The following is a 15,590-nucleotide window of genomic DNA, read 5'->3' as shown; positions in this document are numbered from 1 at the left end:
CATTCTACCGCATTTTAACCGGGAATGCCATGGAATATTTGGTTTAAAATGCGAATTTAATGCGATTGGGTCTGAAGCTGCAAAAAATTCTGTCCCAGTTTGTTGCCGATGTTGGGTAGACCAAGGCTGGTAAAAAGATCCATGAGCGCTGCCCAATAGGGTGGGTAGCAACCCCAACCCCGAGAAATGAGCGGTTCCTGATTTTCGCAGATGATTTTCAGATCCCAGCCAAAATCATCTGGAGTGTCTGATTGATACTCAGATTTCCAATCCGTTACGTGGAGCTTAAAAAAACCTTCAAGTAGCTGCTGCCACTGCAGTTGCGAGATGTAAATCTCTGGGAGATCCGGGTAATAGCAAAGAAACGGCCCCTCGATGGTGGCCCCGGCAGCAGTTTTGCTAAAAGTCAGATTTTGACTGGCAGCCCCCTGCTGATAGGTGTTCAGGACGATCAGGCGGGTCTCCGCCACCAGTTCCTGGTGATCGCCGCCGAATTCGATCTGGCAGTCCCGGCAATAAAGCAACGGCAAAGTCGACGGGCTGGTATTGGTGCTGCCGCATTGTGGGCAAATGATTGGGGTCATAGGAGCCTCCTTTTATCGATAAAGATGCGGGTGTTGGTGGCGACTTCTTCAATGCACTCGTTAAGCCATTCGATGTAGGATATTTCCCGTTTGATGGCCGACTTCAGGACGATGTAGTCGCCGTATTCCGGGCTCTGAATGGTTGAAATATCTTTGGTCGCTAAAAGAATTTCCATATTGGTCTGGAGCTTTGACAGTTTTTCCTGACGCTGCTTAAGCTGGTAGTGAAAGTGAGCCAGGATTTTTTCATTGGACATGGACTCGATAAAATACGCTTTGAGTCGGAAAATGTCTTTGGGAGTCGGCTCCAGCAAATCCTGCTGCAGCAGCCAGTTGTGAAAATCCTGTTTTCCCTTATCAGTAATCGAATAGATTTTTTTGCGGAGCTTGTCGCCCTCGGGCAAGGTTTCAAAGGTGATCATCCCTTCGTCGGTGAGTTTTTTTAGCTCTGGGTAGATTTGGCTGTGCTTGGCATACCAGAAATTGACCAGCTCCATATTAAACACTTTCATCAAATCATAACCGGTCATGGTTTCCCGGTTGATTAATCCGAGGATGGCATATTTTAATGTTCTCATTTTTTTTTAGCCTTTCGTTTTTTGTCAAATCATTTTACCCTTCTATTTTATCTGATTTTTACCAAGATTGCATTGCTTTTCTTGACCAGTTTGAGATATTACCATTAGAAAGCATGTTATTTGCCTTGACTTGATTAAAAAGAATCATTTACAATGATAGTAATACAAAAGAAAAGGAGAATTTATGAAAAATAATAATAAAATGGATAGTGTCGTGACGCCGGAGGGCAAAGAACGATACTAGGCCTTTAGCCCTCCAAACGGTTAAAAAATAAAAAATTTGGAGGAAAAAAATGAAAAATATAGACTTGGAAAATTACGGATTAAATCAGCGGATTAAGCAGGAAGCCAGCTTGTACAGCGGCTTGTTTGTGGCCCGGGTGACGGAGCAGCATCGGGAGCTTTATAAGGTGATTGGTGAAGCAGGCGAATTGCTGGCCGAGGTGTCGGGGAAATTTGTTTTTAATGCTGCGGATAACACCAGTTTTCCGGTGGTCGGCGACTGGGTGATGATTGACCGGATTGTGGAAGATACCGGCAATGCGGTGATTCATCAGGTATTAAGCCGCACCAGCCTGTTTGAGCGAAAGGCGGCCGGAACGAGCAACGGGGTGCAGATTGTCGCTGCCAATTTTGATCTGGTTTTTATTTGCATGTCATTAAACAATGATTTTAATCTGCGCCGGCTGGAGCGCTATCTGTCAATTGCCTGGAGTAGTCAGGCCAGACCAGTGATCGTCCTGACCAAGGCCGACCTCTGTGACGATTTACCGGCTCGCCTCAGTGCCATTTCGGCCGTCCGGGTGGGAACCGATGTCGTGGTCTGCTCCAGTTTCGATAACCGTGGCTATGACGAGATCGCCGCCTACCTGGCGCCGGGTAAAACGATTGTCTTTCTGGGCTCATCCGGGGTCGGGAAATCGACCATTATCAATCATCTGATTGGAGCCGACGTGCTGGCGACCAGAGGCCTGAGAAGTGATGACAAGGGTCGGCACACCACCACCCATCGGCAACTGCTGCTATTGCCTGGCGGCGGCGTGGTCATTGATACCCCGGGGATGCGGGAACTCCATCTGGACAGTGCCGATCTGTCCCGCTCTTTTGCCGATATTGAAGATTTGGCTGAACAATGCCGCTTTGGCGACTGCAGTCATAATGGTGAACCGGGCTGTGCGGTGCAAGCCGCCATTGAATCGGGAAGCCTCGCAGCCAAACGGTTTGAAAACTATCGCAAGCTGCAAAAAGAAATGGACTACGAAGGGCTTAATTCCCGCCAACTGGAAGCCGAAAAGATCAAAAATATGTTTGGCAGCAAAGGCGAAATGAAACAGCTGATCCGCCAGGCGAAAAATAAAAACAAACGCTAAATGACGATTATCGGTCACAATTTTTATATCAAAGGAGAAACTCGATGAAGCAACAAAATCTGCCGCAAGCTTACAGCAAACAGGATGCCATCTTAATGGCTGGTTTTTGTTATCAGACCTATCCGTTTTTTGATCAGCAGCAGCTGGCTCTGCCGGCCGGCTTTGAGCTTAAGGTTTCATTTAACGGGATGACCGGGGTAACCGAAAAGACGGAAGAGAATTTTGGCTTTATCGCTGAGTCAGCGGAACGGTTGGTGCTGGCTTTTCGGGGCTCTGATTCCACCCCCAATCTGGATTCGGATCTGGATCTTTTTCAGATTCCCTTTCCTTATGTAAAAAACGCCGGTTTCAGCCATCGGGGCATCACCCGGGTCTATCAGTCGCTGCGGGAGGAACTGATCGAGTGCGTCCGCCAACTGCCTGAAGATAAAAAGCTCACCATCACCGGGCACAGTCTGGGCGGCGATCTGGCGATCATGGCGGCGCTGGATTTTGCCGTCAATACCGCCCGGAAAGAGCCGATTGTTTATACCTATGCCGCCGGCCGACCCGGTGATCGGGAATTTGTCGGGGCTTACAATGCCCAGATCAAAAACAGTTTCCGGATTTTTAATGTCCATGATTTTATCCCAACCCTGCCAGCGGCCGAATATCCGCCGCCGTTTACCGAAACCGGGCTTATCTTTGAACATGTGGAGGCACCGGTAGCGATAGCTTTTCAGATGAACAACCTGTTTTTGAATCACCGGATCAACTGTTATTTCCAGAAATTGGGGGAGCAGGATATCAATTATCTGAATGCCCTGCGGAGCAGCAGCCCGAGATTTTGTCCGGAGCCGATAAATTTGCTGAAATTGGCCGATTCAATGAAGAATAATTAGCGATTTGAGCGTCGATCCTGATTGACATCATAGGAGATTTAAATGATAAAAAAAATAGACAATAGCGATTTAGAAGCAGCGGTGGAGCTGGCCAATGCGGTTTTTCACGAGTTCATTGCCGATGGTTATAGCGCAGAAGGGCGCCAGACCTTTACCGATTATCTGGACTATAAGCTGGAAGAAATGGCCGAGGATCTGGCCACCGGCCATAAGAAGCTGTGGGGTTTTTATGAAGACAAGCGGATTGTCGGGGTTATCGGCACCCGCGATGATTTACATATCTCGGTGATGTTTGTTGATAAGAATTATCACCACCGGGGCATTGCCCGGGCCTTATTTGACACGGTGCTGGCGGATTTAAAAAGCCAGCAGCCGGGAAAACCCTTTGTCATGACGGTCAATTCGTCGCCCTATGCGGTGGCAGTTTACCGCCGTTTCGGCTTTGTGGACACCGCAGCGGAACAGGTTAACAAGGGGATCCGCTTTGTGCCGATGAAGCTGACGGTGAACTAGAGCCGATTTTCGGAGCTGATAATACGCAAAAAAAGATGCACAACTAAAAAAACATTGACAAAAGGGGCAATATCGATTAAGCTTTATCTAGTTTAATACTTCAATCAAACCGTTGACGTGGAGATAACGGTGTATCGTGCAGTTACAGAGAGCGGGGAAGGCTGAGAGCCTCGCACAACGCAGAACATCAAATGGACCACTGAGGGCGCAGTCAAAGGAAAGTTTCTTTCTCAGTATTCTGCGACGTAACGCATACGTCAGTTGCGAGGGATATGTTTGTATCCTGCCAAGTGTACAGGGATTTTCTCTGTAAATTAAGGTGGTACCGCGGGCTTGAATTTTTGCGCTCGTCCTTGATTAATTTATATTAATCAAGGACGGGCGTTTTTTTATTACTTAAAAAGCGTATAAATTAATAACGACAAAACCAACCAACGAAAGGATACGATTATGATTAAACCATCGATGGAAGACGCCAGAGGGTATTGCGGGGATTATCAGAGCATCCCGATTAGTCTGGAGCTGTTTTCAGATATAAAGACCCCGATTGAGGTGCTTAAAATTTTAAAAGCCACGGGCAAAAAGTGTTATTTGCTGGAAAGTGTCGAGGGCGGCGAAAAATGGGGGCGTTATTCGTTTCTGGGTTTTGACCCGACCCTGACGGTAACCTGTCAAGACGGCGAAGTGGTGGTTAAAAACGGCAAGACCAAGGATATTCTTACCGATGATCCACGGACGGTGCTGCGGGAAATTCTGGCCCAGTGGAAAAGTCCCAAGCTCGATTTCCTGCCGGTATTTACGGGCGGGTTTGTCGGCTATATTTCCTACGATTTTGTTAAATACACCGAAACCAATCTGGTACTGGAAAACGATAATGCCGAGAATTTTGATGACATGAATCTGATGCTTTTTGATAAGGTCATCGCCTATGATCATCTGCGCCAGAAAATTGTGGTGATTGTCAATATTAAAACCGACAACTTTGAGGCGAACTATATCGACGGGGTGATTGTGCTGAAGGAAATTGAAGCGCTGATAAAAAATTGTAACAGCACCGTGGCCTTTCGGGGTCAGGTGACATCAAAGTATCGTTCGCTGTTTAGTAAAGAATACTATTGCGAGATGGTCGAAAAAACTCGGGAGCATATTTATCAGGGCGATATTTTCCAGGCGGTGATTTCCAACCGGCTGGAAGCTGACTTTGAGGGCGATCTGCTATCGGCCTATCGGGTGCTGCGAACGGTTAATCCCTCACCGTACATGTTTTATATTGACTTTGACGAGATGCAGGTGGCCGGGGCGTCGCCGGAGACCCTGGTATCGCTGAAAAATTCGCGGCTGTCGACCTTTCCGATTGCCGGCACCTGTCCCCGGGGCGAGACGCCAGAAGAGGACGAAGCCTTTATTGCCGAGTTGCTAAAGGACGAAAAGGAACTCAGTGAGCACAATATGCTGGTCGATCTGGGTCGCAACGATCTCGGTAAGGTTAGTGAGTTTGGCTCGGTTGCCGTTACAACCTATCAGGAGGTCGTCCGCTATTCCCATGTCTCGCACATTTCTTCGACCGTCACCGGCATTCTCAAAGACGGGCTGGATCAGCTCGATGCCCTCGGAGCGGTGTTGCCAGCGGGAACCCTGTCCGGGGCACCGAAAAAACGGGCGATTGAAATTATCAATGCTCTGGAAGGTCAGAAGCGCGGCGTTTACGGCGGGGCGGTCGGGTATATCGACTTTTCCGGCAACATGGATATGTGCATTGCCATTCGGATGGCGGTTCGCAAAAACGATACGGTTTATGTCTCCGCCGGCGCCGGGATTGTCGCTGACAGCATCCCGGAAAATGAATTTAATGAATCACAAAACAAGGCCCGGGCGATGTTTGAAGCCCTGGATCGAGCCCAGGAGGTGGAATAATGATTTTACTGATCGACAATTACGACAGCTTTTCCTATAACCTGTATCAATATGTGGGGATAATCAATCCCGATATCCGGGTGATAAAAAATGATGAACTCAGTATGGCCGAAATTATTGCTTTAAAACCGGATCACATCATTGTCTCGCCGGGGCCGGGACGACCGGCGGAGGCGGGGATCTGTGAAGAAGCTATTGCCTATTTCAAAGACAAAACGCCGATTCTCGGGGTGTGCCTGGGTCATCAGGCGATCTGCGAGGTATTTGGCGGTACCATCACCTATGCCAGTACCCTGATGCACGGCAAAAGCAGCAACGTCCATATTGCCAATGGCAGCCCGATTTTTCGGGGTCTGCCGCCGATTATTGCGGCCGGCCGCTATCATTCCCTCAGTGCCGAGCGCAGTACGCTGCCGGATGAGCTGCTGATTATCGCCGAGGATGACGATGGCGAAGTGATGGCCGTGAAGCATCGCCATTATGATGTTTACGGGGTGCAGTTCCATCCCGAATCAATCCTCACCAACGACGGCCACACGATGATTGAGAACTTTTTAAAGATAGGAAACGAAAATGATTAAAGCAGCGATATATGATATTGTCAACGGTAAGGATCTGTCTCTGGAGCGCACCCGCGAGGTCATGGATCAGATTATGGACGGCCAGGCCACCAACGCCCAGATCGCTTCGTTTCTCACCGCCATGCGGATGAAGGGCGAAACCATCGATGAGATCACCGCCTGTGCGATGGTGATGCGCGACAAATGCACCAAGATCCTCCCTAAAACTGATGTTCTGGATATTGTCGGCACCGGCGGCGACGAGGTGTCCACCTTTAATATTTCGACGGTGTCGGCGCTGGTGATTGCCGCTGGCGGGGTGCCGGTGGCCAAGCACGGCAACCGCAGCGTCTCCAGCAAATGCGGATCGGCCGATCTGCTAGAAGCTTTGGGCGTGAATATTGAACTGTCGGCGGAAAAAAGTGCCGTGATTCTTAATGAGCTGGGGATCTGCTTTATGTTTGCCCCGACCTATCACGCCTCGATGAAATACGCCGGGCCGGTGCGCAAAGAACTGGGGATTCGGACGATTTTTAATATTCTCGGCCCGCTGGCCAACCCGGCCGGCGCCAATATGCAGCTGCTGGGGGTCTATGATGAAAACCTGGTCGAGCCGCTGGCCAATGTCCTGAACAAATTAAAGGTCAAGCGGGGGATGGTCGTCCACGGCCATGACGGCCTGGACGAAATTACTCTGACTGACACCACCACCATTTGTGAAATTGCCGATGGCAAGATCAACAGCTTTTTTATCACCCCGGAACAGCTGGGACTAAAACGCTGTGAATTGTCCGACCTGATCGGTGGCGAAAAAGAAGAAAATGCTGTCATCGCCCTGAATATTCTTAACGGTGAAAAAGGCCCCAAGCGCGATGTGGTGGTGATGAACTCGGCCTTCTGCCTGTATATGTCCCACAACGATATCACCCTCCGGGATTGCGTCAGGATGGCCGAAGAGATTATCGATTCCGGCAAGGCCAAGGCCAAGCTCGATAGCTTTGTCAAACGCAGCAATGAGATTGCCATTGAGGTGCTGGCATGATCGAGGTACTGAGATGATATTAGATCAGATTGTCGCCGCCACTGCCAAACGGGTGGTGGCGCTTAAAGAAACAACCACTCTGGAGCTGCTAAAAAGTCAAGCCAAACCCTCTAAAACGCCCTTTGCTTTTGAAAAAGCCCTGGCGCAGAAGTCTGCCGCCGGGGAGATTGCGTTTATCTGCGAGGTCAAAAAAGCCTCACCGTCCAAAGGCGTGATTGCGGCGGATTTCCCTTATCTCGAGATCGCCCGGGACTATCAGGCCGCCGGAGCCGATGCCATTTCAGTGCTGACCGAGCCGGAATTTTTTCAGGGGGCTAATGCTTATCTGACGGAAATCAAGGCGCAGGTAAGCATCCCGGTGCTGCGCAAAGATTTTATTATCGATGCCATCCAGATTTACGAAGCCAGCCGGATCGGCGCCGATGCGATTTTACTGATCTGTTCGATTTTAGACACCGAAATGCTCCGGGAGTACCTTGAGATCGCCGATGCGCTGGGGCTGTCGGCGCTGGTGGAAGCCCATGATGAAGCAGAAGTTAAACAAGCCCTGGCCGCCGGTGCCCGGATCATTGGGGTCAATAACCGCAATCTTAAAACCTTTGAAGTGGATCTCCAAAACAGCATCCGCTTGCGCCAGCTGGTACCGCCGGAAACCCTGTTTGTTTCGGAAAGTGGGATACGAACCGCAGAAGATATCAAAAAACTGTGCGAAAATGGGACAAATGCTGTACTGATCGGCGAAACGTTGATGCGGAGTAGGGATAAGAAGGGGATGCTGGATCAGCTGCGGGGGTAGCTGCTGACTGCCGATTGTCGGTACTGGGTTTGTTTTTGACCATAGCTTTATATTAATTATCATGTTGCTATAAATGTATTTCGTGATTAGAGATGGAGATTATCATGACAAAAATAAAAATCTGCGGCTTATCCCGCTTTGAAGATATTGCGGCGGTGAACGCTGCCCGACCGGATTATATTGGCTTTGTCTTTGCCGCCAGCCGGCGCCAGGTTGATATGGAAACCGCCCGAGCCTTAAAGCAAAGCCTGTATCCGGGCATCAAAGCGGTGGGGGTTTTTGTCAACCACCCGGTGACCGAGATCATTGCGCTGGCCGAGGCGGGCATTATCGAACTCATCCAGCTGCATGGCGATGAGGACGAAGCCATGGTGCGATTGCTGCAAACCCAAACCGGTTTACCGGTAATCCGGGCGTTGCGGATCAGCAGTCCGGCCGACATCCGGGAAACCGCTGCCGATTACCGCCTCTTTGACACCTACGATCCCAGCCAATACGGCGGTTCCGGGGCGGCCTTTAACTGGGATCTGCTGGCCGGCGTCACCGGCGACTTTTTTCTGGCCGGCGGCCTCAACATAGATAACATCGCCGCCGCCATCAACCAGGTGCGCCCCTATTGCGTCGACTTAAGCAGCGGCGTCGAAACCGACGGCGTCAAAGACCGGAACAAGATTTTACATATTGTAGATATAATAAGAAGCATAACTTATTAAGAAATAAAAGAGACGAACAATCATTGCTTTGCTGTCGGTTCTTAAAACAATTTTGTAAATTTAAAAAACGAACTTAGTAATTAGCATAACAAGTACCGACAATTGTTACATCATGTTGTACGCATCGGAGCGAACAACAGATTAACAATTGGTCGGTACGCCAGCGAAGTGCCAACCTATATTTACCGCAAAATTGTCCCCAAAACCGTCAGCAAAGCTCACGGCAGTCCAATAAAGGACGATACGAAAAAGGAGAAAGAAAATGAGTAAAGGAAAATACGGGATCCACGGTGGTCAGTACACACCAGAGACACTGATGAATGCCATTATTGAAGTGGAAAAAGCCTACGAACACTATAAAAACGATCCGGCCTTTCAGGCCGAATTAACCGAGCTGTTAAATGACTATGCCGGCCGCCCCTCGCGGTTGTATTATGCGAAGAAAATGACCGCCGATCTGGGCGGTGCCAAGATCTATCTCAAACGCGAAGATTTAAACCATACCGGCTCCCATAAGATCAACAACGTTCTGGGTCAGGCGCTGCTGGCCAAGAAAATGGGGAAAACCCGGCTGATTGCCGAAACTGGCGCCGGTCAGCATGGCGTCGCCACGGCCACCGCCGCCGCCCTGATGGGCTTTGAATGTGAAATCTTTATGGGTAAAGAAGACACTGATCGCCAGGCTCTCAATGTTTTCCGGATGGAGCTGTTGGGTGCCAAGGTTCATGTGGTCACCTCCGGGACGATGACCTTAAAGGATGCCGTTAATGAAACCTTTAGAGAATGGACAACCCGGGTCGACGATACCCACTACGTCCTCGGTTCGGTGATGGGACCCCATCCCTTCCCGGAAATGGTTCGCGATTTTCAGAGCGTCATCAGCAAAGAAGCCCGGGCGCAGATTCTCGAAAAAGAAGGCCGCCTGCCCAGTGCCGTGATCGCCTGTGTCGGCGGCGGCAGCAATGCCATCGGCGCTTTCTATAACTTTATCCCCGACGCCGAAGTCCGGCTGATCGGCTGTGAAGCGGCGGGCAAAGGGGTCGATACCGCCCTCCATGCGGCCACCATTGCCAAAGGCAGTCTGGGGATCTTTCACGGCATGAAATCCTATTTCTGTCAGGATGAATACGGCCAGATCGCCCCGGTTTACTCCATTTCGGCGGGGCTCGACTACCCCGGGATCGGGCCGGAGCATGCCCATCTTCATGACACCAAACGTGCCGAATATGTGCCGATCACCGATGATGAAGCGGTCGCTGCATTTGAATATCTTTCCCGCACCGAGGGGATTATACCGGCTATTGAATCGGCTCATGCGATTGCCCATGCGATGGTGCTGGCGCCGACGATGCGAAAAGACGAAATTATCATCGTCAATGTTTCCGGCCGGGGAGATAAGGATGTCGCGGCGATTGCCCGATACAAGGGGGAAAATATCTATGAATAATATAGTAGCAGCAAATAAAATCGAAACAAATAAAATTTCACAAATATTTGCGGACAAGAAAGCCTTTATCGCCTTTTTAACCGCCGGTGATCCGAGCCTTGCTAAAACCGAGGAGTTTATCCTGGCCATGGATGCCGCCGGAGCCGATTTGATTGAAATCGGGATACCTTTTTCTGACCCCATCGCTGAAGGGCCGGTGATTGAAGCGGCTAACGAACGGGCGTTAAGCGCCTCCACGACGACCGATAAGATCTTTGCGATGGTGGCTCGAATCCGCGAAAAATCGACCATTCCGCTGGTCTTTTTAACTTATATGAATCCTATTTTTGTTTACGGAACCGAGCGGTTTTTTAGCGCTTGTGAAAAAGCCGGGATCAATGGGGTTATTATTCCCGATCTGCCCTTTGAAGAAAAGGGGGAAGTGCGGGAGGCCGCTAAAAGCCACGGACTGGACGTCATCACCCTGATTGCTCCGACCTCTCAGGATCGGATTCAGATGCTGGCCAAAGAAGCGACTGGCTTTATCTATCTGGTCTCATCGATGGGCGTTACCGGGGTGCGCAGCGAGATCAAAACCGATCTGGCCGCCATCATCGCTGACATCCGCCAGGTGACCCAGACCCCCGTGGCGGTGGGCTTTGGGATCGCTACCCCGGAACAGGCCACGACGATTTCACAGCTCGCCGATGGCGTCATCGTCGGCAGCGCCATCGTCCGGATCATCGCTGAGCACGGCGCCGCCGCCACCGCACCGCTGTCGGACTACGTCCACATGATGAAGGCGGCGCTGGTTTAGGGGATGGCATGAGCTACCGTACCGACCAATTGTTAATCTGTTGTTCGCTGCGGAATCGGACAGGCTTTGCCGTGTCCGCTCCGATGCGTACAACATGATGTAACAATTGTCGGTACTGGTGTTGTTTTTGATCGTTGCTTTTGGGGTTTATTTCAAAATAGTATTGGGCAACGTTAACCATCATTCAACCGATTATAATGCCCGAAGATTTTACATAAGATTAACACAAATTTTATTTTACCACCCTCCAACCCTATTGACGTAACGAATTTTTTCTGGTTTACTGTAATATTTTTCAGGAATCGGTCAAGTCCGGCCAAAAAAAATCAATTGATATCGGTTTTTTACCTTCAAAATGGGTAAAAACGTGTTATAGTATGATTTAGAGTACTAATAATGTTTATAGGAGGAAGTCTTATGAAAAAATTTATTAACGATGTAGAAAATGTGGAAAATGAAATGCTGGAAGGTATCGTTCTGGCCCATCCTGAATACGTATCCCGAGTAGAAGGTTTTGATGTGCTGGTTCGTGCTGACAAAAAAGTCGGCAAGGTTGCTTTAGTGAGCGGCGGCGGCAGCGGTCATGAACCCTCGCACGGCGGATTTGTCGGTAAAGGGATGCTTGACGGTGCTGTGGCCGGCTCGGTATTTACTTCTCCCACCCCAGACCAGGTATTTGAAGCGATCAAAGCGGTTGATGCCGGGGAAGGTGTATTATTAGTTATCAAGAATTACACCGGTGATATCATGAACTTCGAAATGGCCGCTGAACTGGCCGAAGCCGAAGGTATCAAAGTAGCCAACGTGGTTACCAATGATGATGTTGCGGTTGAAGATAGTCTTTATACTACCGGCCGTCGTGGCGTTGCCGGCACCGTTTTTGTCCATAAAATTGCCGGTGCTAAGGCCGAAGCTGGTGCCAGCCTGGAGGAAGTCAAAGCGGTTGCGCAAAAGGTTATTGCTAACGTCCGCACCATGGGGGTGGCTTTAAAACCATGTACCGTTCCAGCGGCTGGAAAACCGGGCTTTGAATTATCGGAAGATGAAATGGAACTGGGAATCGGGATCCACGGTGAACCAGGAACTGAACGTAAACCAATCCAGACAGCTGACGAAATCGTTGATTACTTGATGGAACGGATCTTAAAAGATATGGATCCTAAAGCTGGTGACGAAGTAGCCGTGATGATCAATGGTGCCGGCGCCACCCCACCAATGGAACTGTATATCTTAAACCGTCGGGTTTCTCAAATTTTAGCTGACATAGGCGTTAAAGTCTTCAAAACCTTCGTCGGCGATTATATGACCTCCATCGACATGGCTGGCGCATCCATCACCTTATTAAAACTGGACGCTGAACTCAAAGACTTATTACTGGCTCAAGCTGATACCATCGGCTTTAAAATGTATTAAGAAAAACAGATCAAACTGATCGGTTAGCACTTCGCTAGCGTACCGACCAATTGTTAATCTGTTGTCCGCTCCGATGCGGACAACATGATGTAACAATTGTCGGTACGGGGTTGGTGTTCGCATCAGGGCGCTTAGCGAATTAATTAGAAGAACATAGAAACGAGGAAAATAAATGGCAACAAAGGCAGAAGTACTGGATTTTATTCGGGTTTATGCGGATAAGATGGCAGAACATCGACAAGAATTGACCGATTTTGATCAGGCAATCGGTGACGGTGATCATGGCATTAACATGAGCCGGGGATTTAAAGCGGTGATTGAAAAATTACCGACGGTAGAAGATAAAAATATTGATGATATTTTAAAAGCCGTGGGGATGACTCTGGTTTCCACCGTTGGTGGAGCATCCGGGCCACTTTATGGCACGGCGTTTATGAAAGCCGGGGCAGCGGTTAAAGGGAAGGAAGAATTATCCGATCAGGATGTGATTCTGGCCTTTGATGAAGCCGTCGGTGGGATTCAATTCCGGGGCAAGGCGGTTCAGGGTGAAAAAACCATTCTCGACAGCATGATTCCGGCAATTGACGCCATTAAAGCCAGCATTGCGGCTGGTAAATCAATGACTGACGCCTTGGTCGATGCCGAAGCCGCCGCCTGGGACGGGGTCGAGTATACGAAAACAATTATTGCCACGAAAGGGCGAGCCTCTTATCTGGGCGAACGCAGTATCGGACATCAGGATCCTGGCGCAACCTCGATGGCGTATGCCTTTCAGGCCGCCAAAGAAGTCGCTCTAAAGGCAGGTAACTAAGTAATGGTCGGAATCGTCGTTGTTTCACACAGTCAGAAAATTGCCGAAGGGGCAGTAGAACTTGCCAAACAAATGGCTCCTGAGGCAAAAATAGCCGCTGCCGGCGGCATGGAAGATGGCAGTATCGGTACGGATGTTTCCAAAATACTAGCCGGTATTGAAGCGGTTCAGCAAGGGGACGGCGTGGTGATTCTGGTTGATCTCGGCAGTGCCGTGATGAGCTCGGAAATGGCCATCGAAATGCTGGAAGACAGCAGTCAGGTTAAAATAATTGATGCCCCGATCGTCGAAGGCACAATTTTTGGTTCGGTCGAAGCCTCCATCGGATCATCCTTTGAAGAAGTCATCGAAGTCCTGGCTGGTGCCAAAGCCTATAAAAAATTCTAAAACACGATTTAATTAACGTCGACACCCCGGGTAACCGGGGTGTTTTTGCATATATAAGAAGAGATTTTACGAAATAGGATGAAATTTTGGCGCAATTGTGGTATACTGCTTTTAATAATGAAGAGAACGAGTTGTGTAGCTCAAGGCACGGCTATTGTCGCCTGAGAATACCACCACAGAAAGGGGAAAGATCATGGATCCAATCAGTTTAAATGCGGTCGAGGCTCAGGGGCCATCGGTTTCGCTGTCAAAGAAAATTGATGCCACCACCATTAAACCCACCGGGGACAGCATCAACACGCAGAATGCCGCCAATGAGGCGAATTCGTATTATAAATACGACACCATGGAGCTTAGCCGGGAATATGTGGGGTATCGGATGAAGAGTGATAGTACCACCGTCAACAGCGATACCGAGCAGCAGAGTTCTACCGTTGATCAGAAACCGTCACGCATTCCCCGTGACGATGAAGAAGAAAATCGTCAAAAAAAGGAAACCACAAGCCAGACCGCTAATGCCGATGAACCGGAAGACGAGAAAGTTTCCAATAATCAGTTGGGCGGCTACACCAGTTCGGAACTGAAAGGCCTGGTTTTATCGGGCAAGATTACCGTGGCGGCCTATAATTCGGAAATAAAAAGCCGCCAGGATGACAACCAGCCGGCGGAGCCTCAGCAACAAAAAAAACCGGTACTCGGTCAGTCCGGCAGAAAAGCGGCCAATAGCCTATTCTAATGCTTTGATTGACAAGCATAATCCATGGAAAGAAGCGATAGCCCGGATCTCAATCATCCAGTGGAATGCTTCTTTTTTTAATGCCCTTTTTCGGCTGCGGCATTGACTTTTCGGTTTTCATTTTTCATTTTTCGTGTTATATTAGTGCTATTGTCATATGTGCAATGAATCAAACTGCTAATCTATAAACCCATAAGGATGTGAACCAATGAACCTGTCAAACTTAGCGATCGCCATCCTCCTGACCGTGCTGGCCGGCTTGTCAACCGGTATCGGGGGGCTGATTGTCCTGCTCTTTGAAAAAACCAATACCAAACTGTTATCGGTGGCGCTGGGATTTTCCGCCGGGGTGATGATCTATGTCTCCTTTGTCGAACTGTTATTTGAATCTCGACGGCTGCTGATTACCAATCTGGGTGCCGAAAAGGGGGTCTGGGTTAATGTCAGTGCCTTTTTTGGCGGGATGCTGCTGATTGCCATCATTGATAAGCTGGTGCCTTCCTACGAAAATCCTCACGAGACACATCTGCTCGAAGAAACGGTCTCCTGTCCGGTCGATGGCAGTCAGAAACTGCTGCGCATCGGTATTTTTACGGCCGTGATCATTGCCATCCACAATTTTCCGGAAGGGATGGCGACCTTTGTCTCGGCCATCCAACAGCCCTCATTGGGGTTGGCGATTGCCATTGCCGTGGCGATTCATAATATCCCCGAGGGGATGTCGGTGGCGATACCAGTTTTCTGTGCCACCGGGTTGCGTAAAAAGGCGCTTGGCTGGTCGCTGTTTTCGGGGATGGCCGAGCCGGTCGGGGCGATTGCGGCGTATTTTATTTTGCTGCCCTTTCTCAATGATACCGTCTTCGGGATCCTTTTTGCCGGGATCGCCGGGATCATGGTCTTTATTTCGCTGGACGAGCTGCTGCCCACCGCCCGGGAATACGGTGAACACCATCTGTCGATCTATGGCTTGATCGCCGGGATGATGCTGATGGCCGTGAGTCTGATTGTGCTGATGTAGCTGTGCTTGTCAAAGCCGGTGGTCGTGTCCG

The 15,590-nt window shown here is 49.6% G+C and carries 17 protein-coding genes; 15 read left to right on the top strand and 2 right to left on the bottom strand.

Translation table 11 applies throughout. From position 1 onward, the window contains the following. Positions 1-56: 56 nt before the first annotated feature. Both Q7J41_RS01945 and Q7J41_RS01940 read right to left on the bottom strand, forming a co-directional pair. Entirely contained in the window at positions 57-584 is a 528-nt protein-coding gene (locus tag Q7J41_RS01945; RefSeq protein WP_304884704.1) for a hypothetical protein, read from the bottom strand. After that, entirely contained in the window at positions 581-1,162 is a 582-nt protein-coding gene (locus Q7J41_RS01940; RefSeq protein WP_304884702.1) for a PadR family transcriptional regulator, read from the bottom strand. The genes Q7J41_RS01945 and Q7J41_RS01940 overlap by 4 nt, the downstream gene beginning before the upstream one ends. 293 nt (positions 1,163-1,455) lie before the next feature. Here Q7J41_RS01940 and rsgA point away from each other — a divergent pair, with 293 nt between their 5' ends. The 15 genes from rsgA to zupT all read left to right on the top strand — a co-directional run bounded on the left by rsgA (position 1,456) and on the right by zupT (position 15,559). Further along, positions 1,456-2,532, top strand: coding sequence for a ribosome small subunit-dependent GTPase A (rsgA, locus tag Q7J41_RS01935; protein ID WP_304884699.1), 1,077 nt, complete (start codon positions 1,456-1,458; stop codon positions 2,530-2,532). Positions 2,533-2,576: 44 nt separating this feature from the next. After that, positions 2,577-3,413: a lipase family protein gene (locus tag Q7J41_RS01930; RefSeq protein WP_304884698.1), complete on the top strand. Its 837-nt coding sequence runs from the start codon at positions 2,577-2,579 to the stop codon at positions 3,411-3,413. 42 nt (positions 3,414-3,455) lie between these two features. After that, on the top strand, positions 3,456-3,926 hold the full coding sequence (locus tag Q7J41_RS01925) for a GNAT family N-acetyltransferase (protein WP_304884696.1): 471 nt from the start codon (positions 3,456-3,458) through the stop codon (positions 3,924-3,926). A gap of 450 nt (positions 3,927-4,376) precedes the next feature. Beyond that, entirely contained in the window at positions 4,377-5,840 is a 1,464-nt protein-coding gene (gene trpE / locus Q7J41_RS01920; protein ID WP_304884694.1) for an anthranilate synthase component I, read from the top strand. Beyond that, the gene (locus Q7J41_RS01915) at positions 5,840-6,421 is read left to right on the top strand and encodes an aminodeoxychorismate/anthranilate synthase component II (RefSeq protein WP_304884692.1); all 582 of its coding nucleotides are present in this window, start codon (positions 5,840-5,842) and stop codon (positions 6,419-6,421) included. Before trpE ends, Q7J41_RS01915 begins: the two co-directional genes overlap by 1 nt. Continuing rightward, positions 6,414-7,442 carry an anthranilate phosphoribosyltransferase gene (gene trpD / locus Q7J41_RS01910; protein ID WP_304884690.1) on the top strand — a complete coding sequence of 343 codons (1,029 nt, stop codon included), beginning with the start codon at positions 6,414-6,416 and terminating at the stop codon, positions 7,440-7,442. The genes Q7J41_RS01915 and trpD overlap by 8 nt, the downstream gene beginning before the upstream one ends. A gap of 13 nt (positions 7,443-7,455) precedes the next feature. After that, on the top strand, positions 7,456-8,238 hold the full coding sequence (gene trpC / locus Q7J41_RS01905) for an indole-3-glycerol phosphate synthase TrpC (RefSeq protein WP_304884688.1): 783 nt from the start codon (positions 7,456-7,458) through the stop codon (positions 8,236-8,238). A 104-nt stretch (positions 8,239-8,342) separates the two neighbouring features. Further along, positions 8,343-8,951: a phosphoribosylanthranilate isomerase gene (locus Q7J41_RS01900; protein WP_304884686.1), complete on the top strand. Its 609-nt coding sequence runs from the start codon at positions 8,343-8,345 to the stop codon at positions 8,949-8,951. Between the two features lie 262 nt (positions 8,952-9,213). Then, positions 9,214-10,398 (top strand): tryptophan synthase subunit beta, encoded by a 1,185-nt coding sequence (trpB, locus tag Q7J41_RS01895; RefSeq protein ID WP_304884685.1) that lies wholly within the window; start codon positions 9,214-9,216, stop codon positions 10,396-10,398. Continuing rightward, on the top strand, positions 10,391-11,194 hold the full coding sequence (trpA, locus tag Q7J41_RS01890; protein ID WP_304884684.1) for a tryptophan synthase subunit alpha: 804 nt from the start codon (positions 10,391-10,393) through the stop codon (positions 11,192-11,194). Before trpB ends, trpA begins: the two co-directional genes overlap by 8 nt. A gap of 417 nt (positions 11,195-11,611) precedes the next feature. Then, the gene (dhaK, locus tag Q7J41_RS01885) at positions 11,612-12,607 is read left to right on the top strand and encodes a dihydroxyacetone kinase subunit DhaK (RefSeq protein ID WP_304884683.1); all 996 of its coding nucleotides are present in this window, start codon (positions 11,612-11,614) and stop codon (positions 12,605-12,607) included. A gap of 172 nt (positions 12,608-12,779) precedes the next feature. Next, complete coding sequence (gene dhaL / locus Q7J41_RS01880; protein ID WP_304884682.1) at positions 12,780-13,418, top strand: dihydroxyacetone kinase subunit DhaL; 639 nt, start codon at positions 12,780-12,782, stop codon at positions 13,416-13,418. A 3-nt stretch (positions 13,419-13,421) separates the two neighbouring features. Next, entirely contained in the window at positions 13,422-13,805 is a 384-nt protein-coding gene (dhaM, locus tag Q7J41_RS01875; RefSeq protein WP_304884680.1) for a dihydroxyacetone kinase phosphoryl donor subunit DhaM, read from the top strand. A 193-nt stretch (positions 13,806-13,998) separates the two neighbouring features. Beyond that, a complete protein-coding gene (locus Q7J41_RS01870) occupies positions 13,999-14,541 on the top strand; it encodes a hypothetical protein (protein WP_304884676.1) in 543 nt (180 codons plus the stop codon). A 208-nt stretch (positions 14,542-14,749) separates the two neighbouring features. Next, positions 14,750-15,559 carry a zinc transporter ZupT gene (gene zupT, locus Q7J41_RS01865; protein WP_304884674.1) on the top strand — a complete coding sequence of 270 codons (810 nt, stop codon included), beginning with the start codon at positions 14,750-14,752 and terminating at the stop codon, positions 15,557-15,559. Positions 15,560-15,590: the final 31 nt, after the last annotated feature.

The sequence above is a fragment of the Acetobacterium sp. genome (assembly GCF_030652775.1).
GTDB lineage: Bacteria > Bacillota > Clostridia > Eubacteriales > Eubacteriaceae > Acetobacterium.
Note: the sequence above shows the minus strand (reverse complement) of the source record. Positions and strands in the feature narration are given on the sequence as shown.